Annotated in this window: 23 protein-coding genes and 2 pseudogenes; 2 read left to right on the top strand and 23 right to left on the bottom strand. The window is 54.5% G+C overall.

What is annotated here, in order from left to right; translation table 11 throughout:
• A partial coding sequence (locus NM10_RS03650; protein ID WP_020310253.1) for an IS256 family transposase occupies positions 1-497 on the top strand: 497 nt, incomplete at its 5' end.
• A 9-nt stretch (positions 498-506) separates the two neighbouring features.
• Here NM10_RS03650 and NM10_RS14125 read toward each other — a convergent pair.
• The 15 genes and pseudogenes from NM10_RS14125 to NM10_RS15240 all read right to left on the bottom strand — a co-directional run bounded on the left by NM10_RS14125 (position 507) and on the right by NM10_RS15240 (position 12,403).
• Positions 507-944 carry an AAA family ATPase gene (locus tag NM10_RS14125; RefSeq protein ID WP_239639594.1) on the bottom strand — a complete coding sequence of 146 codons (438 nt, stop codon included), beginning with the start codon at positions 942-944 and terminating at the stop codon, positions 507-509.
• 325 nt (positions 945-1,269) lie between these two features.
• Positions 1,270-1,440: pseudogene (locus NM10_RS14405) on the bottom strand (hypothetical protein); the annotation flags it as partial.
• A 20-nt stretch (positions 1,441-1,460) separates the two neighbouring features.
• Positions 1,461-1,889 carry a hypothetical protein gene (locus NM10_RS03640; RefSeq protein ID WP_239639593.1) on the bottom strand — a complete coding sequence of 143 codons (429 nt, stop codon included), beginning with the start codon at positions 1,887-1,889 and terminating at the stop codon, positions 1,461-1,463.
• An 892-nt stretch (positions 1,890-2,781) separates the two neighbouring features.
• On the bottom strand, positions 2,782-3,384 hold the full coding sequence (locus NM10_RS03635) for a hypothetical protein (RefSeq protein ID WP_239639592.1): 603 nt from the start codon (positions 3,382-3,384) through the stop codon (positions 2,782-2,784).
• Between the two features lie 323 nt (positions 3,385-3,707).
• Entirely contained in the window at positions 3,708-4,844 is a 1,137-nt protein-coding gene (locus NM10_RS03630; RefSeq protein ID WP_071601826.1) for an SLC13 family permease, read from the bottom strand.
• 19 nt (positions 4,845-4,863) lie between these two features.
• A complete protein-coding gene (locus NM10_RS14945; RefSeq protein WP_256378953.1) occupies positions 4,864-4,998 on the bottom strand; it encodes a hypothetical protein in 135 nt (44 codons plus the stop codon).
• A 254-nt stretch (positions 4,999-5,252) separates the two neighbouring features.
• The gene (locus tag NM10_RS03620; protein ID WP_020310247.1) at positions 5,253-5,438 is read right to left on the bottom strand and encodes a FeoB-associated Cys-rich membrane protein; all 186 of its coding nucleotides are present in this window, start codon (positions 5,436-5,438) and stop codon (positions 5,253-5,255) included.
• 205 nt (positions 5,439-5,643) lie between these two features.
• Positions 5,644-8,077 (bottom strand): annotated as a pseudogene (gene feoB, locus NM10_RS15245) (ferrous iron transport protein B).
• An 18-nt stretch (positions 8,078-8,095) separates the two neighbouring features.
• Complete coding sequence (locus NM10_RS03610; RefSeq protein WP_020310246.1) at positions 8,096-8,332, bottom strand: FeoA family protein; 237 nt, start codon at positions 8,330-8,332, stop codon at positions 8,096-8,098.
• A 22-nt stretch (positions 8,333-8,354) separates the two neighbouring features.
• On the bottom strand, positions 8,355-8,645 hold the full coding sequence (locus NM10_RS03605) for a DUF2325 domain-containing protein (RefSeq protein ID WP_020310245.1): 291 nt from the start codon (positions 8,643-8,645) through the stop codon (positions 8,355-8,357).
• Positions 8,646-8,922: 277 nt separating this feature from the next.
• The gene (locus tag NM10_RS03600) at positions 8,923-11,016 is read right to left on the bottom strand and encodes a heavy metal translocating P-type ATPase (protein WP_020310244.1); all 2,094 of its coding nucleotides are present in this window, start codon (positions 11,014-11,016) and stop codon (positions 8,923-8,925) included.
• Between the two features lie 3 nt (positions 11,017-11,019).
• Positions 11,020-11,670, bottom strand: coding sequence for an HMA2 domain-containing protein (locus NM10_RS03595; RefSeq protein WP_020310243.1), 651 nt, complete (start codon positions 11,668-11,670; stop codon positions 11,020-11,022).
• Between the two features lie 2 nt (positions 11,671-11,672).
• Positions 11,673-11,957 (bottom strand): HMA2 domain-containing protein, encoded by a 285-nt coding sequence (locus tag NM10_RS03590; RefSeq protein ID WP_020310242.1) that lies wholly within the window; start codon positions 11,955-11,957, stop codon positions 11,673-11,675.
• A gap of 153 nt (positions 11,958-12,110) precedes the next feature.
• A complete protein-coding gene (locus NM10_RS03585) occupies positions 12,111-12,329 on the bottom strand; it encodes a hypothetical protein (protein ID WP_020310241.1) in 219 nt (72 codons plus the stop codon).
• Positions 12,296-12,403, bottom strand: a complete 108-nt coding sequence (locus NM10_RS15240; protein WP_370856688.1) for a hypothetical protein — start codon at positions 12,401-12,403, stop codon at positions 12,296-12,298. Before NM10_RS15240 ends, NM10_RS03585 begins: the two co-directional genes overlap by 34 nt.
• 198 nt (positions 12,404-12,601) lie before the next feature.
• Between NM10_RS15240 and NM10_RS03580 the strand changes: the two genes are divergently transcribed.
• On the top strand, positions 12,602-13,321 hold the full coding sequence (locus NM10_RS03580) for a hypothetical protein (protein ID WP_020310240.1): 720 nt from the start codon (positions 12,602-12,604) through the stop codon (positions 13,319-13,321).
• On the opposite strand, the gene dprA is transcribed toward NM10_RS03580, so the two are convergent.
• The 8 genes from dprA to prmA all read right to left on the bottom strand — a co-directional run bounded on the left by dprA (position 13,316) and on the right by prmA (position 20,053).
• Positions 13,316-14,437, bottom strand: coding sequence for a DNA-processing protein DprA (gene dprA, locus NM10_RS03575; RefSeq protein ID WP_020310239.1), 1,122 nt, complete (start codon positions 14,435-14,437; stop codon positions 13,316-13,318). The genes NM10_RS03580 and dprA overlap by 6 nt on opposite strands.
• A 7-nt stretch (positions 14,438-14,444) precedes the next feature.
• Positions 14,445-15,959: a YifB family Mg chelatase-like AAA ATPase gene (locus tag NM10_RS03570; RefSeq protein ID WP_020310238.1), complete on the bottom strand. Its 1,515-nt coding sequence runs from the start codon at positions 15,957-15,959 to the stop codon at positions 14,445-14,447.
• A gap of 4 nt (positions 15,960-15,963) precedes the next feature.
• Positions 15,964-16,335, bottom strand: coding sequence for a YraN family protein (locus tag NM10_RS03565; RefSeq protein WP_020310237.1), 372 nt, complete (start codon positions 16,333-16,335; stop codon positions 15,964-15,966).
• A gap of 106 nt (positions 16,336-16,441) precedes the next feature.
• Complete coding sequence (locus NM10_RS14940) at positions 16,442-16,570, bottom strand: hypothetical protein (RefSeq protein WP_256378952.1); 129 nt, start codon at positions 16,568-16,570, stop codon at positions 16,442-16,444.
• Complete coding sequence (locus NM10_RS03560; protein WP_020310235.1) at positions 16,567-16,911, bottom strand: histidine triad nucleotide-binding protein; 345 nt, start codon at positions 16,909-16,911, stop codon at positions 16,567-16,569. Before NM10_RS03560 ends, NM10_RS14940 begins: the two co-directional genes overlap by 4 nt.
• 229 nt (positions 16,912-17,140) lie before the next feature.
• Positions 17,141-18,445 carry a tRNA (N(6)-L-threonylcarbamoyladenosine(37)-C(2))-methylthiotransferase MtaB gene (gene mtaB, locus NM10_RS03555; RefSeq protein WP_020310234.1) on the bottom strand — a complete coding sequence of 435 codons (1,305 nt, stop codon included), beginning with the start codon at positions 18,443-18,445 and terminating at the stop codon, positions 17,141-17,143.
• Positions 18,445-19,173, bottom strand: a complete 729-nt coding sequence (locus tag NM10_RS03550; protein ID WP_020310233.1) for a 16S rRNA (uracil(1498)-N(3))-methyltransferase — start codon at positions 19,171-19,173, stop codon at positions 18,445-18,447. Before NM10_RS03550 ends, mtaB begins: the two co-directional genes overlap by 1 nt.
• A 4-nt stretch (positions 19,174-19,177) precedes the next feature.
• On the bottom strand, positions 19,178-20,053 hold the full coding sequence (prmA, locus tag NM10_RS03545) for a 50S ribosomal protein L11 methyltransferase (protein ID WP_020310232.1): 876 nt from the start codon (positions 20,051-20,053) through the stop codon (positions 19,178-19,180).
• Positions 20,054-20,061: the final 8 nt, after the last annotated feature.

Here is a 20,061-nt window from a genome sequence, read left to right as displayed (position 1 = left end):
TCCCTGTAGTCTTTCCTGAAGCCAAATACCAACGCTGCACGGTCCATTTTTACCGGAACGTCTTCACAGTGACGCCAAAGACTAAGATGAAGCAGGTTACCTTAATGCTCAAGGCAATCCACGCGCAGGAGAGCAAGGAAGCTGCACAGGAAAAGGCGGTCTCCATTGCCGCCAAGCTCCGTGAAATGAAGCTTTTATCCGCAGCCAAGAAAGTCGAGGACAGCGTGGGCGAAACCTTGACCTATATGGATTTTCCAACAGAACACTGGAGCCGGATCCGCACGAATAACCTAACAGAACGGGTGAATCGCGAGATACGCCGCCGTACACGGGCCATTGGTGCCTTTCCTGACGGCAACAGTGCTTTGATGCTCGTCTGTGCCAGACTTCGTCATGTTGCCGCCTCGGAATGGGGCTCAAAACGCTATATGGACATGGAGCATCTATTCAAGATGGAAATTGAGCAGCCAAATGACGAGGAAAATCCATATATCTGATTACGATATTTACTGGCGGATGAAATGAATTTGCGAAAGAATCTTGACACTACCGGTTTTGCCTTTATCCGTAATGTGATAAGCATATTGTTTGCAAATGAATTCAAAAATCTCAATGAGTTCATCGACAGAATAGTCTTTAAAGGGGATATATTTACTAAATCGCGAAGACAATCCCGGATTCGTATCAATGAACTGTTTCATCAATTCAGGATACCCTGCCACGATGACGACTAAATTCCCGCGATTATCTTCCATTAATTTGAGCAACGTATCAATGGCTTCTTGTCCATAACTATCGTCAGTCGCCAATGAATAAGCTTCATCGACAAAAAGGACGCCGCCAATAGCCTGTTTGACAACTTTTTCTGTTTTCAATGCCGTTTGCCCGACATATCCGGCTACTAATCCCGCCCGATTGGTTTCGACAAGGTGCCCTTTTGACAAAAAAACCAAGTTCAAACAAAATCTTTCCCATCAATCGGGCTACCGTCGTTTTCCCTGTTCCGGGATTCCCTGTAAATACCATGTGCAATGAAATATTAGGAACTTCCAATCCTTGCCGGCTTCGTAAGCCTTGAATTTTCACAAAATTAATCAAACTATTCAGTTCTTTTTTGACATCCAGTAATCCGATTAACGAATTCAATTCATCCATGTATTGCCGCAGCTTAGGCGATTCTGATTCAGTAGTATAAGAAGTTTTAAAAACGGCCTTTTCCGGTTTGCCATTAGTCCATCGGCCTTTATAAACTTCCCGTCCAGCTTCATCGTATAAAACGCCTTCTCCGTCGTATAATCCATTCACCCAGTATCCATCGTACTGTAAATTGCCATTTTCATAATAGGATTTGCCACGGCCGTTTAATTTTCCATCTGCAAAAAAACCTTCATACTTAGGATATCCATTAGGATACAAAACTTCTTTGTATTTTGAAAACATAGGAGCCCCTTACATATTAATTAGTCTTCTGATTCTTCTGAGTCAGAAAAGAAAGAATCTTTTACATCTTCTTTTACATCTTCCACAAAGCGTCGGACTTTTTCCATAAAATAACCTGCATATCCATCACGGATAGCAAAATTCTTACAATTATTCAATATACAATCAATATTAAGTTTTTCTATTTCCGTAACATGATAATGAATCTTGGCGACCTCAAATCTCTCATCATCAGATATGTCTTGTTCAATGAAACTTAATGCATGTTCATAGATGAGTAAGCTCTTCAACCATAGTAAATTTATCTGAATTAAATCCATCTGATGCCAATGATTAAGATCCATATCTTTATCATCATACAATTTACATCCTAAATTGTTCGCTTCATTAAATAATGTATTCCACTTTTCCGAACATTCTTTCCATTTTTCAAAATAATTCTGATCCATAATGGCTCTCCCAATATTACGATTACTCATTCTGCAAACTTTCTTTTTTCCACACTTTATGTATTTTCTTGTATAAAGCAAATGGAAACCATACAAAAGCTGGCTTTTTATTATTTGTCTTCCCCTTTTCATTTTTCTAAATTATACCATATATGTTCCCCCCTACAATACATTCATACATCATCCTAATCCTATATTTCAAAGGAACGGCTTGGCCCTCTGATGGAAAAATATGACAAAGATTTCTAAGAAATTTACACAAAATTCTTGACATACCTGGATAAAAGCACTTGTATTTATCCTAGCGTCTTCCCAGACATAAAGGAAAAATTGACATTAAACCTTCTGGTCCTTCTCGCAAACTGCTAGGCTTAATTGCAAGCAAAAAAAGCTCTATATAAAAATCACCTGTTTCAAAGGGCATAACCCAACCCTTGAAACAGGTGATTTTTCCTTATATTCAGACTGGTTCAGCGTATTCAGGAATGGCTATGGCACGTGTTTTCACATAGAACCGGCAAGACGCAACGAGTGAAAAGTCTGCCAAGGCCATTTATTGGCACACCCTCTACGGCGGTCCGTTTCAGCAACCATCTTGCCATTCTTTGCATTCATGACCTGACGGACTGAAAAGGGCCCGTCACGTTCCTACAACACAAGACATTGGTGCGTAGGGGCGCCACGTGGGGCGCCCGCTCCAGTCTATGTACGATTTCCAGTCCTCCAATTTGCCAGGGTAATCATCCAACTGCCTAACGGAGCACCCACGAAAAACGGGTTTACGGATGTACTAGGCTCATCCTCTCAACATATCGCTACCTTAGTCGTTAACTTAGTCGCTTTTCTTAGTCGGTCAGCGACCAAGTTATTTTCGACTAATCGAACGCATTGGTCAGTTTAATTTTGTGAACGCTTCAGCCTCCCAATCATATAAATAACCAATATACCCAAAGTCTTGATAATCTTGCATACCCGTTTTATGATTACATCCATTTCCAAGAATAATCAAATATTCTTCCTGTTTTTTACCGATATTAAAAGCCTCGACCTTTTTCATCTGACCAGCAAGAAATTTCAACTTATTAAGTTCTGTTATGCCTCGTTCATCAGAATAGCTGTAAGCAATAACAACTTTTAGTGGGCATTTAACATGAATCAATTTCATCACTTCATCTGACCAGTCAGACTTATCATTCTCATGCTCAACAGCAATTTTCAAATCCCACAGATGAGGTTTTATATCAATACCTTCCTCATCAGCATCTTTTTTCATATCCGCATAATGTGAAGTCCATCCTACAACATCAATTCTGAAATATTCATTTTGAGGAGTATAATCAGCTTCTTTAATGATTTCATTGATAATATTTGTAATCACAGGTGTATACGCTGAATCAGATTTATAAATATCAAATAATTTCCGACCTTCATAAACGCTCTTCTTCTTTATTTTCTTTAGAAATTCATCAAGAAATTTTTTCGCGTTCATAATCATATAATATCCTATCATTGCCTAAATCAGTCTTTTCCCTTGCAGAAATACAAATCCGCTGTCATCTATCTCGGTCGCTTTTCTTAGTCGGTCAGCGACCAAGTTATTTCATTATACCATCTTTTCCGGCTTTCTGTCATTCTGCCATTTTGACTGCCAAATGACCGAAGCAGATTCTCATCTATTTTAATCTAAAAAAGTAATACGTTTTCTGCCTATAAAAAACAGGGTCCTGCACGATGACGTGCGACAGGCCCTGTTCAATTATACTGCTTCACTTCATTTCCATATAGCCAGCGCGGTCGCGCCCTCTATGGCAGTCCGTTTCAGCACCTGACCAACAACCAGGCAAACAGGACCAGCACCAGCAGATAGGCCAGGTTGAGCAGGCTAAATAGTTTCAGATACCTTCCCTGCTGCCGGGGACAGGCCCGGACGTACATGCCATAGGAAATGAGGCTTGCCATGGAGGCGATCAGTGTCCCCAGGCCACCTATATCGGTTCCCAGCAGCAAGGCCGCTGCCTCATCGGTAAAGCCCGACAGGAGGACGGCTGCCGGCACATTACTGATGACCTGGCTTGCCAAAAGGGCGATGAGGAATTCATGGCCTTCCAGGTATCCCGTCAACAGGTCCCGGAAGCCAGGCAGCTGGCTCATATTGCCTACGAGGATAAAAAAGGCCACAAAGGTTCCCAGAAGCCGGTAATCGGCATAACGGAAATACCGTGGCCGGGTCAATGACGTAACGACGATAACGATGGCCAAGGTAAGGCGGTAATCGAGGACATGGGCCACAGTGAGCAGGGACAGGAAAAACATCCCGCCCAAGAGCCAGAGCCGACGCGATGGCGCCAAGACAGGCAGGTTCCTTGTCCGCCGGGCAGCCAGCCGGACGGAAATGGGAATCGGCGTCCCCGGCAAGCGGAACAGGGACAGCGTAAGCAGCAGGAAAGACACCAGGGTATATGGCAGGAGCAGCGTCAGAAACGATGGCAAATCCATAGCGTAATAAAAATAAAGATACAAGTTCTGCGGATTGCCGACGGGCGTACACATACTGCCCAGATTCGCCGCCAGCGTCTGGAGGACGATGACAAGAGCCATCTGTTCCTCACTGGCCACCTTGGGCAGGGCCATCAGGGAAAAAGGCACAAAGGTCAGGAGGGCCACATCATTGGTCACCCACATGCTGACAAAAAAACAGGCAAATACCAGGACCGCCGCCAGCTGGCGCATCGTCCCCAGGCGGAGCAGGAGACGGGCCAGCACGGCAGAAAAGACGCCGCTTTCCCGCACGCCGCCGATGACGACCATGAGACAGAACAAAATCGCCAGTACAGGCATATTGATATACCCGGCATAAGCAGCCGAAGGCGGTACGGCCGTCATCGACGCCAGCGCCGCTGCCACTGCCAGAAAAAGTACCAGATTCTCTTTGATTATTGAACCAATAGATTTCATGCTATGTCCTTCATTCGAGTTACTTCCCGTTCTCACTGCGCACCTGGGCCGACACGAGGAGCGTAAAGACGCCGGTGCCGCCGATGACTCGCACCTTCTGTTTTTTTGACTGCTGGCAGGAAAAATCACAGTCATGGTTACAACGTTTAATCATGGACTTCATCCTTTCTGATACTTTTCTTTCATTATACCATGTTTCCTGCCGTCGCAGCAGGCGGAAAGCAAAAAGAGGCTGTCGCACGAAGGTTTCTGCCATCATGTGATGCCCCGTTTACTTTATAGTTTGTAGCACAGAGTTTGTAGTTTGCAGAAAAAAGCTTTAAATTTAAACCCATCCGCTAACAACTAACAACTAGCCACTAACAACTTGAAAGGAGCTGTCGCGATGCGACAGCTCCTTTTCTTATGCTATTTCCGGCAGCACGGAGGCAATTTGGAATCGTCCCCCGTTTTTGTTTTTCCACTGGATGAGCAGCTGCCTGAGCAGTTGCCGCAGCAGCTGGCCGTTCCGTTGAACAGGCCGCGGATATGGTGAATGAAGTACGCTACGGCGATGATGACGACGATAGCGACGATAATGGTTGCAGGACTCATAGATATACCTCCTCTCGGGATTAGCAATTATTCGTTGTGAAATCAACCTCTCCGGCCCTTTGGGCCACCTCCAGCCGGCTCTCCGTTTTGGCAGCCGTCCTGCCTTTCCCTGCGGTCAACGCCTGACGGGCCAAAAAGGGCCTATGAGGGGAGGCTAGCCACGAGCCACTAATATTATACGTTATGGAAGGGGCTGCTTCAAGTCTTAAGCGCCGAGGCCGGCCATGAGGGCCAGGTGATAGGTGACAAAGGCCAGGACGTACGAGAGTACGAGGCACATGGCATCGCTGGCAAGGAGCATTTTCCACGAGCCTGTTTCACGTTTGATGACGGCCATGGCAGCGACGCACGGCATGTAGAGCAGTACGAAGACCATGAGCGACAGGGCGACGGCTGGGGTGAAGTCCGGGTCATCACGGAGGTAAGCGACGATGCCCGATTCGTGGGTGTCGTCACCGCCGACACTGTAAATCGTACCCAAGGTCGAAACCATGACTTCTTTAGCAGCCGTGCAGGCGATGAGGCCTACGCCGATCTTCCAGTCAAAGCCAAGCGGTGCGATGACCGGTTCTACGAAGTGCCCCAGGCGGGCAGCATAGGACTGTTCCAGTTTTTCAGCCGTCTGCTGGTCGTCGAGTTTGGACGTTTCGTCGTCAGCATCGGCTTTGGCATCGAAGAGCGGCAGAGCCTGGGCGAAGACGGCCGGATTCTGTTCCTGCAGGTCGGCGAAGCTCTGGGGGTATTTACCCATGAACAAGTTGTCTTCTTCTTCTTCGGAATTCTTGACCTGGTCTTCAACGGAGCCCAAAGCGGCAGCCGGGTTCAGGGCATTGCCCGTATCGGCTTCGTCAGCATCGGCTTCGTCAGCGGCTTCATCAGCGGCAGCGACCATGGATTCATACATATCGTTCAAAGCGGCATTGTCTTCGATAGCGCTGAGGCCGTAGGACTGAAGGATGTCAGACTGTTTCTGTTCCATTTCAGCCGTGACCTGATTTTTAGCGGCATCGAAGTCCTGGGAATATTCGACGTCCATCGGGTATGCCGTGAGGAACCAGACGAGGACGGATGCGCCGAGGATGAAAGTACCGGCTTTCTTGAGGTACAAGACCGTGCGTTCCCACATGTGCATGAGGACGCCTTTCAAGGTCGGAATGTGATACGGCGGCATTTCCATGACGAACGGTTCCTGTTCGCCCTTAAAGGTCGTATGACGGAGGACCAGGGCGACGCAGACGGAAATGATGATACCTAAAAGGTATACGCCGAAGAGGACCGTACCACCGTGGCCGGAAGCGCCGAAGAAAGCGGCGATGAGCAAGGTGTATACCGGCAGGCGGGCACCGCAGCTCATGAACGGGCAGGCCAGAATCGTGACCAGACGGTCTTTTTCATTGTCCAGTGTACGAGCGGCCATGATGCCCGGTACGTTGCAGCCAAAGCCGAGGATCATAGGAATGAAGGACTTGCCGTGCAGCCCCAGGGCACGCATAGCGCGGTCGATGAGGAAGGCGGCACGGGCCATATAACCCGTATCTTCGAGAAGGCTGATGAATAAGTACAAGAGGACGATAAGGGGAACGAAAGAAAGGACGGAACCGACACCGCCGATGACGCCGTCGACGACGAGGGAGCGGAGCTGTTCATCTTCGATGACATCGCTGCACCAGTCACCGAGCATCGAGAAGCCCGTGTCGAGCCAGCTGCGGGTAGGCGCCAACGTTGATGACGACGACGAACATGAGCCACATGAGGGCCAGGAAAATCGGGATCCCTAAGTAACGGTGGGTCAGGACGCTGTCGATCTTGTCGGACAAGGAGTCGCTCGAACCGACATTGATAATCGATTTATTAAATACATCAGTTGCGAATTGATATCGGCATTGAGCGAAATAGAAGTCCAAATCGATCTTGTTGGCCAGGGAATCGCGCAGAGTCGAAGCCAGGGCCAGGATGGACTGGGTCCCTTCCATAGCGCGGACTTTGGCGATGGCGTCGGAGTCGTTTTCCAGGAGCTTGACGGCCAGCCAGCGGACTGGGTATTTGATGATGCCCATTTTTTCGATGGCATCGGTCAGGTTGGCAATCGCCGATTCGACGTCAGCGCCGTAATCGACTTTGGCATTGACCAGGTTCTGGGTCTGCGTACTGGAAATGGCGTCGAGCAGTTCTTTCGTGCCGATGTTCTTGCTGCCGACGAGGGGCACGACGACGGCGCCGAGCTGTTTGCCCAGCTTCTTGAGGTCGATCTGGATGCCCATGCGTTCGGCAATGTCCATCATGTTCAGGGCGATGACCATGGGGCGGCCCAGTTCGACGAGCTGTGCGGCCAGGTATAAGTTACGTTCCAGGTTGGACGCATCGAGGACGTTGACGATGATGTCCGGTTTTTCATTGATGATGACGTTACGGGCTACGACTTCATCGAGGGACCGTGCCGTCAGGCTGTATGTGCCGGGCAGGTCGACGAAGAGCAGGTCCTTGCCGTTGAAGGTACGATGACCTTCTTTCTTTTCGACAGTAACGCCAGGATAGTTGCCGACGTGCTGTTTAGCGCCGGTAATGTTGTTAAAAATCGTCGTTTTACCGCAGTTCGGATTGCCGGCCAGGGCAATCTTGATCTTCGCTGCATTTTCCATGACTACTATGTACCCCCTTTATTGTTCTACGGCGACGGAAATCATCGCCGCTTCATTCATGCGCAGTGCCAGTGCGCACCCTTTGACTTTTACCTCAATGGGATCTCCGAGCGGGGCCTTTTTGAAGACTGAAATATGCGAGCCCTTGACGACGCCCATGTCGACGAGACGGTGCTGGATATTTCCCCGTCCCTTCAAGGCATCGACAACGCCCGACTGGCCGACTTTCATATCGGCTAATGAAACAATTTTCATGACTAACTCCCCTTTGCTTGCCTCAGACGGCCTCTTCCATCCGGGCGGCTAATATGTTCTTCAGCGCGTTCGAGCTGCTCGTATGGGAACGGACGACTTCGACGTTCTTGCGCTGCGCTTCTTTGATGGCGCAACGGACCATACTGTGGCTCACGGTACTGGTAAACAACACTACAAGATCAGGCGACCCGATTTTCGATTTGAAATCGCTTGGTACCTGTGTAAAGACTTTTGCCTTATAATCGTACTCTTTGCAAATACGCTTATAGCGACAAACCATACAATCATTTCCACCTACGATGACGACACTCATTTACATCGCTCCTTTCAGCTCCGTAAATAATACTCACACATCCCTTCTAATTAATGATAATACATTTCATTACCATAAACATTATATATTTTTTCACAAACCCTGTCAATAGTTGCTATTGAAATTCATTTATAAAAAGGACTTGTCGCATAACGACAAGTCCTTTTGTAGGGGCGCCACGTGGGGCGCCCATTTCTGCTTGATATGGGAATGTATTCATCTCCCGGACGGGCTCGCCACGTGCGAGCCCCTACAAACCATTGGCATGCGCGATTCCCTATGCCGGGCGTCTGGTCGGGCGGGCCGGTTTCAGGATGCGGACGCTGTTGAGGACGACGGCCAGGGTGGCTGTGTTGTGGATGACAGCAGCCCAGAGGGGGCTGATTTTCCCTAAGGCGCCGAGCAGCATGGCCGCCGAGTTGACTACAATGGTAGCCGTGAAGTTCTGGTTGATGGCCCGCATCGTTTCCCTGCCGATGTACAGGGCATCGTACAGTTTCGACGGGTCTTCCGAACGGATGGTGATGGCTGCCGATTCAGCGGCGATGTCCGTCTTGTTGCCGCCGAGGCTGACGCCGATGTCGGCAAAGGCCAGGGCCGGTGCGTCGTTGATGCCGTCGCCGACCATCATGACGTTGCCCCGCTTCTGCATCTTCATAACGTAGTTGGCTTTGTCTTCCGGCAGGATTTCGGCATGATACGAGTCGATATCCATGTCGCGGGCGACTTCGGCGGCGACGTCCTTCGAGTCGCCGGTGAGCATGACGACTTCGTCGATGCCCAGGCGGCGCATGCGGTTCAGGGTCTTCTTCATACCCGGACGGACCGGGTCCTGGATGACCAAGAAGCCGAGATATTCGCCGTTGCGGGCGATGTACAAGAGGTTCTTGCCCCAGGTCTTGTTATCCGTCGCCGGCATGCCTTCCACGCCTTCTTCGGTCATGAAACGGCGGCTGCCGACGAGGATGTCCCCGCCTTCGTAGCCTTCAAAATCGGGAACGGTCGCTTTCATGCCGCGGGCGACGACGGTTTCCGACGACGCATGAGGCGGCGTCTGCCAGCCCTGGGCGTTGACGTATTTCTGAACGGCTACGGCCAGAGGATGGACGGAGTGCATTTCAGCCGAAGCGGCGAGGAGGATCATTTCCTTATCGTCTACGCCTTCGACGGTTTCGATGTGGTCGATCTGGGGGACGCCCATGGTGATGGTCCCGGTCTTGTCGAGGACGACCGTGTCGATGTCGGCCAGGTTTTCAATGTAGTTGCCGCCCTTGATGAGGATCCCCTTGCGGGCTGCCACGCCGATAGCTGCCGAGATGGCCGTCGCTGTCGACAATTTCAGGCCGCACGAGAAGTCGATGAACAAGAGGTTGAGGACGCGCTGCCAGTCTTTGGTGGCCCCGTAGACGATGGCTGCGCCGATGAAGGAGATGGGAACCAGGAGGTTGGCCATCTTATCGGCAAAGTTCTGGACCGGCGCCCGGCGGGTCTGGGCTTCTTCGACGAGGTGGATGATCTGGGCCAGGGACGTGTCGGCGCCGACCTTTTCGACGCGGATGACCAAGTCGCCCGCTTCGATGACACTGCCCGCATAGACCGGCAATTTTTCCTGCTTAATAGCCGGATTGGATTCGCCCGTGATGGAGGCCTGGTTGACGGCGGCATTGCCGCTGACGACGCTGCCGTCGACGCAAATCTTTTCGCCCAAGTGGACGGCGATGAGGTCGCCCCGCTTCAGCGATTCGACAGGGACCTTGCGTTCATGGCCGTTTTCGACGAGCCAGACGTCGCGCTGGTCCAGTTTGAGGAGGCCCGAAATCTGACGGCGTGCCTTTTCGGCAGCGTATTCGGTCATCATTTCGGCCCCATTCGACAGGGCCAGGAGGGTCAGGCTCGATTCTGGCTTGCCAGCCAGGACGGACGCAACGACTGCCGTCGCCGTCAGGGTATCGGCATTGGCCTGATGGTCCTTTACGAGCCCCATGATGCCGTTCTTAATGTAGCGGCGTGCAATATATAAGGTAAATAATCGGCGAAACAAGAGGATCGACCCGTAGAATTCCGGGTTGACCTTGCGCAGGATGTTCATGGCGATGAAGCCGCCGACGGAGATGATGGCTTCCCGGCGGTACGTAGCAACATCCATGTCGTCGTCTTTCTGTTCCTTCTTGCGGCCATATTTTTCTTCAAAGGCACGGATGAACAGGTTCAGTGCCCGCAGGTCCAGCTGTCCCACATAGTAGACGGTGACCTTCTTTTCTTCGACGACAGCCGAGACGATGCCGCGGACCTGGCGGAGCTTGACGCTCAGGACAGGGCGCATGCGGCTGGGGATCTCGCTGTGCAGGAAGATGGTATTGCGCATGTACATGACTTAACGCCCCCTCAACAACGACAGGGCCCACCACAGCATCTGTGGTCCTGACGGGCGCTGTCCCATGAATACGACTTTGCGCAAGCCGCGAAGGGTCAGGAGCAAGGCAGCGACTGTGCGCAAGTCAAAAAAACGACTGGATTCATTGCGGATGATACTGCTGAAAAAAGCCCCCGTATCGCGGACCGCTTTGAGATACGTCGTCTCTTCCTTTTTCTGGCCTTCCTGTTTTTCTGCATCGCAGACGGCACTGACGATGCCTTCGACGACATTCGGGAAGAGGCGGAAGCGGAAGAAGTTTTCCAGCCGGTCCAAGGTCCCTTCGCTGTGGGCGAAGACCAGGATGCTGCCCGTGACGACGCTGACCTGGATGAACTGGATATTGGGCAGGGTGCTGACTTTTTCTTCGATCAAGCGGGCCAGTTCCGCATTGCCGACGAGGGCCGCTGCCCGATAGCGGCGACGGCCTTTCAAGACGGATACGCAGGCGAAACGGGGCACTTCCGGGACTCCCTTTGCCGCCTGGACCTGAGGCCGGAAGGCACCGGCGGGCGCAGCTGCGGCAGCCGCTTTGCCCTTCTTATTGTGGAACAAGTCGTATACGGCTTTGCCGATCGACGTGCCCACCATAAAACCTGAGGCATAAGACATAATTACCTTCTCCTTTCAACATGGGTCATGATATAGTTCTCTACCCGGACGAGTTCCCGATTGGCCCGCAGGACCTGCGGCCGGTAGGTGATCAGGACGGAACCCGTGAGGACATTGACATCGACCTTGTCGATTTCTTTATAACTGGCAATGTAGGCGTAGACCTTGCGGCCCAATTCGGCATTGCCAATGAGTTTTTTACTGTGCAGGCGGATACGGCCTGGTAAGTAAGACGAAATAGAAACGGCTCTCATGATGAGGTCCCATTTCGACGTCGGAATGATCATACAAGCAGTCCTTCCTGGTGTTGTGCCTCTTAAAAAGGGCTTGTCGCACGACGACAAGCCCTTTTAAGTGGTTAGTGGCTAGTGGTTAGTTGTTAGCAGATGGCTTTAAATTTAAAGGCTTCCGCTGAAACCGCAAAGGCCTTCCCTACAAACTTATTTCGCCTGTGCGGTTTCCTGAGCTGCGATCATGTCTTCCAATTCTTCTTTCTGACGCTGCAATTCAGCCAGGGGTACCGAAGCGGTCATCGCACCGGCAGCGGGCTGCTGCATAGCCAGGAGCTGCTGTTCCCGTTCGGACATGAGTTTATAGCCGAAAACACCAGCGACGACACCGATACCTAAGCCAATCCAAAAATCTGTATTCTGAAACATACGACACATCTCCCTTGAAAAAATTGATATTCATTTACGTTTATTATTATAAAGTGTCTTCTTTCACGTGTCAATAGCGTTTATCAAATTCAATATAACATCTTGTTTACAAGATGGTCTATTTCGAGGGGAGTTCGCAGGAAAATGCCTTATTTCCAAGGGCCAGGCCATTTATTTTACTGACAAAATTTGTTATAATATAGGCACGTTCTTATGTGTAGAAACTGTAAATATTGAAACTATATCTTAAAATTTTGAAAGGTGTGACTTTCTTGTTCAACAGGTCTCTCTTAAAATCCGTTCAATCTGCCATCACAAAAGCGCCGGACAAGCGGATTTTATCACTTTCTTTTGAAAATAAAACGTACTTCGTCAAGCGCCGCATGGGCAATGGCCGCAATGCCTTTGCCAAACAGAATCCGTCGGCCGCCTTTTGGTGCGAAGCCTACAAGATCATGACCGTCAACGCCCGCCTTCCCCTGGCGCCGAAGGTCGTCCTCCTGGATGAAGACTTCTTCGTCATGGAAGCTGCCGGCAAGACCTTGCAGGGCGTAGCCAAGGAAGCGGAATACGCCGCCGTCCGCCACGATGCCTTTGAAAAAGCCGGCCAGGGACTGGCTCAGCTCCACGCCGCCGGCCTGCACCACGGTCGGCCGGCCCTGCGGGACATTGCCTACGATAAGGAAACCGGGACGATTACCTTCCTCGACTGGGAAAATGAAAAGAAATTCGTCGACGCGCCGGCGCCCGTCCTGGACCTGTTCCTCTTCCTGCACAGCTGCTTCCGCGAGGAATGGCCGGACAATGCCCTCATCGACGCAGCCGTCGCCGGCTATGGCCGCGTCGAAGGCAGCAGCCAGACCATGGCCGCCCTGAAAGAATTCATCACAGACCATCATACCCTCTTTGCCTGCTGTCATGCCCTGGTCCCCTTCGGCTGGATCGACGTCGTCTCCGTCGACAAAGCCCAAGCGTATATCACCGCCTTATAGGGCAGAAAAGGCCGCAGCACAGCGGATATAGCCGCCGGGGAGTTCCTCGGCGGCTTTCTTCATCTGCAGGGCCAGGAGGATGGGCAGCAGGTCGGCGACGGCGAGGCCCGTCTTTTCCAGGAGCTCGCTCACCGGCGCCGCCCGGTCGAAGGGGATGGCGTCGATGACGGCCTGTTCGGCCGGACTCAGGCTGGGTCCTTCCTCATGGCAGGCCGTCTCCGGCCCCTGCCAGCCGCGGCGGCGGAATTCCCGGACCACATCGTCAGCACAGGTCAGGGGAATGGCGCCGAGCCGGAGGAGATGGTTCGTCCCCCGGCTGGTCTCGGAAAAGACACTGCCCGGCATGGCAAAGACGTCGCGCCCTTCGTCGAGGGCCAGGTCAGCCGTAATCAGGGAGCCGCTGCGCAGGGCCGCTTCGACGACGATCGTCGCCGCTGCCATGCCGGCGATGATGCGGTTGCGGGCCGGGAAATTCCGGGATAGCGGCTCGACGCCGAAGGCATATTCCGAGATGACTGCGCCGCCGCTATCGACGACCTGCCGGAACAGGGCCTTGTTCTCCCTGGGATAGGTCCGGTCCAGGCCGTTGGCGGCGACGACGACAGTCCGCCCCTTCCTTTTCAGGGCGCCCCGATGGGCCCGCGTATCGATGCCCCTGGCACCGCCGCTGACGATGGTGAGGCCCTGGGCCGCCAGCTCAGCGGCCAGCGTCTCGGCGGCATTCAGGCCATAGGGGCTGGCCTTGCGGGAGCCGACGATGGCGATACTGCTGCTGTCGCGCTCCATCGTCCCCTGGCAAAAGAGGACCAGCGGCGGCTGGGCGATGAAGGGCAGCCAGCTGGGGTAATCGTCGTCCCACAGGGCGACGGGCCGAACGCCATAAAAAGACAGCCTGCGCTGGAAGGTATCCCAATCAAAAACATCTCGTTCTTGCCTGAGCTGAGAAAAAATCTTGGCCGGAATCCCCGTCCGGCGCCGCAGGTCTTCATCCCAGACGGCACCCCAGGCCTGGCTGGGCGAGCGGCAGACGTCGAGGAGGGCCTGCAGGCGGCGGCTGCCGCAGCCCTTGAGGGACTGGAGGGCCGCTGCGTACATCGTTTCCTGTTCCACCTTCATCCCCCCTTCATGGCTGGTGCATCTTATTGCGGTAACTGATGGCTTCGGCCACGTGATCCTTGGCGATGACCGGTTCTTTGGCCAGGTCGGCAATGGTCTGGGACACTTTGATGATGCGGTCGTAACTGCGGGCACTGAGGCGCAGGGCGTCGAAGGCCTCGCGCAACAACTGCTGGGCCGCCTCGGTCAGCTGGCACGTGGCCCGTATCTCCCGGTGGCCCATATGGGCGTTGCAGGTACAGCCATAAGGAGCCAGGCGCTCTTGCTGGCGATGGCGCGCCGACAGGACCCGCGAGCGGATGGCCGACGACGGTTCGGCCCGCCGCCGGGCCGTCAGTTCCCAGTAGGCCGGCCGTTCGACGCGGACGTGGAGGTCGATGCGGTCCAGGAGAGGGCCGGAAATCTTATGGGTATAGCGGCGTATCTCGCTGTCCGAACAGGTACAGCCTTCGTCGAAGCCGTAGCGGCCGCAGGGACAGGGATTCATGGCCGCCACCAGGATGAAGCGCGACGGATAGGACAGGGCCGCCTGGACGCGGGCAATGTGGACGACGCCGTCTTCCAAGGGCTGGCGCAGGACTTCCAGAACCGACCGGGGGAACTCCGGCAGTTCGTCGAGGAAGAGGACGCCGTGATGGCTGAGGGTCACTTCGCCCGGCTTGGGGATGGACCCGCCGCCGACGAGGCCGGCCATGGAAATGGTGTGATGAGGGCTGCGGAAAGGCCGCTGCTGCAGGAGCCGCCCCTTGCCCAAAAGGCCGGCGACGCTGTATATCTTGGTCACTTCCAGGGCCTCGGCTTCGCTCATGGGCGGCAGGATAGTCGGGATGCGCTTGGCCAGCATGGTCTTGCCGCTTCCCGGCGGGCCGATCATGAGGACGTTATGGCCGCCGGCTGCGGCGATTTCCAGGACCCGCTTGGCTTCGGCCTGGCCCTGGACTTCGGCGAAGTCGACGTCATAGTCCAGCTGGTCCGGCGCCAAGGGTTCCGGCCGGGCCGCGTCCAGCGGCTTTTCACCGGTCAGGCAGGCGGCGACGTCGCAGAGCGTATCGACACCGTAGACCGTGAGGTCCGGACAGAGCAGGGCTTCGGCGGCATTGTCGCGGCTGACGAAGACCGTCTTCATCCCCTGGGCGGCCCCTTCCAGGACCATGGGCAGGATACCGTTCACCGGCCGGATGCGCCCATCCAGGGCCAGTTCGCCCATGAAGAGACATTTTTCGCAGGCCTCTTCGGGAATCTGGCCGCTCGACACCAGGATAGCCACGGCCAGGCTCAAATCCAGGCCGGACGTGTCCTTCTTCAGGTCAGCCGGCGCCAGGTTGACCGTCAGGCGGCGCATGGGAAATTCATAGCCGCTGTTCTTGACGGCAGCCCGGACCCGCTCTTTGGCCTCTTTCACCGACGTCGATGCCAGGCCGACCAGGTCGAACGACGGCAGGCCGTTGGAAATATCCGTTTCGACGGCGATGACGTGCCCGTTCAGGCCCAGTGTCGCCGCCCCATAGATACGCGCGAACACGGCGTCACCGCCTTTCGGCCAGGAAGGCATGAGCAATGTGGCGGATGCCAGGCTGTCCGTTATCTCCTGGCCAGACTTCGATGACGTCGAACCGGCATGGCCGCTCCCAAAGATCGAACTGGGCCAGATAGGCCGAGGCCACGCGGGTGATCTGACGGCGCTTGCGTTTCTCGACGGCTTCGCAGGGCAGGCCGTAAGAACCTGTCGTCCGCGTCTTGACTTCGATGAAGACCAGCGTATGGCCGTCGTCGGCGATGATGTCGATTTCTCCCAGGCGGTTGCGGTAATTACAGCAGCGCACGTGATAGCCCTTTTCCTGGCGCACAAAGGCCAGCGCCGCTTGTTCTCCATAATAGCCTAATAGATTCTTCTCCATGGCGATTCCCCTTTCTCAATGTATCCGATTACGTCCATCGTAGACGAGAAAGATTAAAATTACATGAAAAAAAGACCCTTCCGGGTCTTTTTTTATGAGAAGAAGATTAAATTTTGTGGATCATCAGGAAAGCGACGACGCCGACGAGCAGGACGATGGCGATGATGCGGGTAAGGGCCGCCGCTGTAATCGTCACCTGGCGCTGGGGCTTCCGTCTCCGCTGCCGTTCACTCATACGCCGGGCCAAGCCATTTCTTTGCCGCCTAAGATGTGGGCGTGCATGTGATGGACCGTCTGGCCTGCTTTTTCACCGGTGTTGAAGACGACGCGGAAGCCGTCTTTATCAAGGCCCATGACCTGGGCGACTTTCTGGATGGCATAGAGCATCTTGCCAGCGACAGCGACATCGTCCGGCGTCAAGTCGGCGATACTCTGGATATGTTTCTTGGGGATGACCAGGACATGGACCGGAGCGACCGGATTGATGTCCTTGAAGGCGAAGAAATTATCGTCTTCCCAAACTTTCGTGCTCGGGATTTCCCCGGCGATGATCTTGCAGAAAATGCAGTCTTCCATGATAAATTCCTCCTTAGGTAGGTGTACGTAGGGGCCGGCCTGAAAGCCTTTCTGGCCCACCAGACCGTCGTAATCATGCAGGCAGAATGCGTTCATATTCCGGACGGGCTCGCCACGTGCGAGCCCCTACAAGGGTTAGGGGTTAGCAGTCAGCAGCTAGTGGTTAGGGGTTAGGGGCTCACAGGTCGAAACCACGAGCCACTAGGCCTCAGGCCGAAACCACGAGCCACTAACAACGCGCTTCCAGCTTCTGCCCGTCAGTGCCGATGAGGGTGACTTCGACGACGGTGCCTTCGGCATGAGGCGGAAGATTTTCGACGACGGCCCGTTCGTAGTTCTCCGTAAAGCCTTCGCCTGTCGTGCCGTCTTGTTTTTCGATGAGGACCGAGGCCTTCTTGCCGACCAGGGCCGTCAGGAGCGCCGCTTTCTGGCGGGCCGACAGTTCATTGACGAGTTCGACGCGCCGTTTCTTTTCCGCCGTTTCGACTTGGTCCTTCATATCCGCTGCCGGCGTCCCCTTGCGCTGGGAATACGGGAAGGCGTGGATATGCGAGAAAGAGAGGCGTTCCAGCGTCGCCATGGTGTCCTCGAAGAGGGCTTCCGTTTCGCCGGGAAAGCCCAGGATGAGGTCCGTCGAGACAGTCAGGCCGTCGATGCGGCTGCGCAGGCGGGCGATGAGGTCCTCATATTCAGCCACCGTGTAATGGCGGTTCATGGCCTTCAGGATCGGGTCTGAACCGGACTGGAGGGGCAGGTGTAGATGCGGGCAGATGCGGTCCGAGCTGTTCATGACGTCGATCATGTCGTCGCCGATTTCCAGGGACTCGATGGAACCCAGGCGGATGCGGGCCACGTCGGTTTCCTTGACCAGGCGGTCCAGGATGTGGGCCAGCGACGGATGGTCGTTGAGGTCGCGGCCATAGGCGCCGAGGTGGATGCCGGTCAGGACGATTTCCTTGAAGCCCGCTGCGACCAGGCGGTTGGCTTCGGCGACGATGGCGTCGGGCTGGCGCGATTTCAAAGCGCCCCGCGTATAGGGAATGATGCAGTAGGAACAGAAATTGTTGCATCCTTCCTGGATCTTCAGGTCGGCCCGTGTGTGTTCCACTGCCGACGGATAGAGGGGGATTTCCTCGAATTCATCGTGGCGGCGCACGTCGTGGACGGCTGTGATGGCTTCGTCGTCTTCGTCGTGCAGGAGTTCGCGGACAATGGATACGATGCGCTTGCGTTCATTGGTCCCGACGACGGCGTCGACTTCGGGCATGGACGTCAAAAGCTCCGGGTCGAGCTGGGCATAGCAGCCGGTGACGATGACCTTGGCCGCATCGTTGCGCTTCTTCGTCCGCCGGATGAGCTGGCGCGATTTCTTTTCGCCGACCTGAGTGACCGAACAGGTATTGATGACATAGACGTCGGCCGGGCCATTGAAATCGGCTTCCGTGAAGCCTGCAGCCAGGAAGAGGCCGCGCATACTGTCCGTATCGTACTGGTTGACACGGCAGCCAAGAGTGGCAAAAGCGATAGTTGGCATTACTTGAATCCTCTTTCGTACATAATGATAGACAGGGCCGCCAGCGACGCCGTTTCAGCGCGCAGGATGCGGGGCCCGAGAGAGACCGTGCGGCACCACGACAGACGCTGCGTGGCATAGGCGATTTCTTTTTCGGCATAGCCCCCTTCGGGACCGATGGCGATGACGACGTCGCCGGTACGCACGTCGTGGCAGGCTTCCGACAAGGGCGCCGTCTCCTGTTCATAGGGGATGACGAAGCGCGTGTCGGCATAGGCGTCGACGAGTTCCGTGAAGCTCATGACCGGTGCCACGTCGGGTACGTCGTCGCGGCCGCATTGCTTGGCCGCTTCCAGGGCCAGGCGCTGCCAGCGTTCGAGCCGTGCCTGCCGCCGTTTATCATCTAATTTTACTACACAATGCTCCATTTGTACAGGAACGATCCGCCCGGCACCGAGTTCCGTCGCCTTCTGGACGACCCAGTCGAACTTGTCGCCCTTGAGGAGCCCTGCCGCCAGGATGACCCTGCCGTTGGACGACGGCCCGTCGGAAATCTTGCGCGCCGGCGTGAGGTACGCCGAATGGCCTTCCATGCGGGTGATGAAACATTCATAGGTCGCACCGGTGCAGTCCGTGACGTTCAGCGTATCGCCGACGGTATGGCGCAGGACGACGACGACGTGATGGGCATCGTCGGCAGACAATTCAAAGGTCCCGCAAATGGGGAAATCCGTGAAAATCTTACGCATAGTCTCACCTCTTCATCTGGACGGCATACCAGCCGCTGCGGAACTGTTCATCGACCCAGGTGAAGCCGACGGCAGCGGCAGCGCGGCGCACTTCGTCGATGCGTTCGTCGATGATGCCGCTAGCAATGAGCGTACCGCCTTCCTTGAGATACGGCGGCAGCGTCGGCAGCAGGGCCAGGACGGCATTGGTCACCAAGTTGGCGACGACGACGTCGGCCTTTTCCCCCTGCGGGATGGCCGCCAGGAGGTCGCTGTTGGCGATGGTCAATTTGTCTTCGACGCCGTTCAGTTTGGCATTGACCGCAGCCTGCTTGACGGCGACGCCGTCGAAGTCGACAGCCGTCACGTGGGATGCGCCCAGTTTGGCGGCGGCAATGGCCAGGATGCCCGTGCCCGTGCCGATGTCAAAGACCGTATCGCCGGCCTTCACCGTATCTTCCAGGTACTGGACGCACATGCACGTCGTGTCGTGGAAGCCGCTGCCAAAGGCCAGGCCCGGATCGATGGAAAGGACGTCTTCTCCGTCGGCCGGACGGGCCGGTTCCCACGCCGGGGCCGCCCAGAAATGGCGGGAAATCTTCTTGGGATGGAAGTGTTCCTGCCAGGCAAAGAGCCAGTCCTTATCGTCAGCTTTCTTTTCGACGACCTTCCAGTCGCCCAGGTCGACGCCCCGTTTTTCCAGGGCGCCCATCTTTTCTCGTATCGTTTCCACAAGACCTTCCTGTGCCAGCGGGAAATACGCCGTAATGCGGATGCGCCCTTTGTGGTCCGGGTGCTCGTCGTCGATGACCGAGCCATTGCTTCCACATTCAAAAACAAGAAGGGCCACCAAATCGGTGGCCGTTGGGGAAACGAGCAAATCTACTTCATTCCATTGCATCGTTCATA

It is taken from the genome of Megasphaera sp. NM10, from assembly GCF_000417505.1.
In the GTDB taxonomy this organism is placed as follows: Bacteria; Bacillota; Negativicutes; order Veillonellales; family Megasphaeraceae; genus Megasphaera; species Megasphaera intestinihominis.
This window is presented reverse-complemented; position numbering and strand designations above follow the sequence as displayed.

Bases quoted from the DNA above. Each gene is read 5' to 3' on its own strand.
- NM10_RS14945 (WP_256378953.1), bottom strand. From the start codon at position 4,998: ATGATTAAACGTTGTAACCATGACTGTGATTTTTCCTGCCAGCAGTCA.
- NM10_RS03550 (WP_020310233.1), bottom strand. From the start codon at position 19,173: ATGCGTAAGATTTTCACGGATTTCCCCATTTGCGGGACCTTTGAATTG.
- mtaB (WP_020310234.1), bottom strand. From the start codon at position 18,445: ATGCCAACTATCGCTTTTGCCACTCTTGGCTGCCGTGTCAACCAGTAC.
- NM10_RS03590 (WP_020310242.1), bottom strand. From the start codon at position 11,957: ATGATCATTCCGACGTCGAAATGGGACCTCATCATGAGAGCCGTTTCT.
- NM10_RS03565 (WP_020310237.1), bottom strand. From the start codon at position 16,335: ATGGAGAAGAATCTATTAGGCTATTATGGAGAACAAGCGGCGCTGGCC.
- NM10_RS03610 (WP_020310246.1), bottom strand. From the start codon at position 8,332: ATGAAAATTGTTTCATTAGCCGATATGAAAGTCGGCCAGTCGGGCGTT.
- prmA (WP_020310232.1), bottom strand. From the start codon at position 20,053: ATGCAATGGAATGAAGTAGATTTGCTCGTTTCCCCAACGGCCACCGAT.
- NM10_RS03630 (WP_071601826.1), bottom strand. From the start codon at position 4,844: ATGAAATCTATTGGTTCAATAATCAAAGAGAATCTGGTACTTTTTCTG.
- NM10_RS03620 (WP_020310247.1), bottom strand. From the start codon at position 5,438: ATGAGTCCTGCAACCATTATCGTCGCTATCGTCGTCATCATCGCCGTA.
- NM10_RS03605 (WP_020310245.1), bottom strand. From the start codon at position 8,645: ATGAGTGTCGTCATCGTAGGTGGAAATGATTGTATGGTTTGTCGCTAT.
- NM10_RS03640 (WP_239639593.1), bottom strand. From the start codon at position 1,889: ATGGATCAGAATTATTTTGAAAAATGGAAAGAATGTTCGGAAAAGTGG.
- NM10_RS03635 (WP_239639592.1), bottom strand. From the start codon at position 3,384: ATGATTATGAACGCGAAAAAATTTCTTGATGAATTTCTAAAGAAAATA.
- NM10_RS14940 (WP_256378952.1), bottom strand. From the start codon at position 16,570: ATGAGTGAACGGCAGCGGAGACGGAAGCCCCAGCGCCAGGTGACGATT.
- dprA (WP_020310239.1), bottom strand. From the start codon at position 14,437: ATGAAGGTGGAACAGGAAACGATGTACGCAGCGGCCCTCCAGTCCCTC.
- NM10_RS03595 (WP_020310243.1), bottom strand. From the start codon at position 11,670: ATGTCTTATGCCTCAGGTTTTATGGTGGGCACGTCGATCGGCAAAGCC.
- NM10_RS03585 (WP_020310241.1), bottom strand. From the start codon at position 12,329: ATGTTTCAGAATACAGATTTTTGGATTGGCTTAGGTATCGGTGTCGTC.
- NM10_RS03560 (WP_020310235.1), bottom strand. From the start codon at position 16,911: ATGGAAGACTGCATTTTCTGCAAGATCATCGCCGGGGAAATCCCGAGC.
- NM10_RS03600 (WP_020310244.1), bottom strand. From the start codon at position 11,016: ATGTACATGCGCAATACCATCTTCCTGCACAGCGAGATCCCCAGCCGC.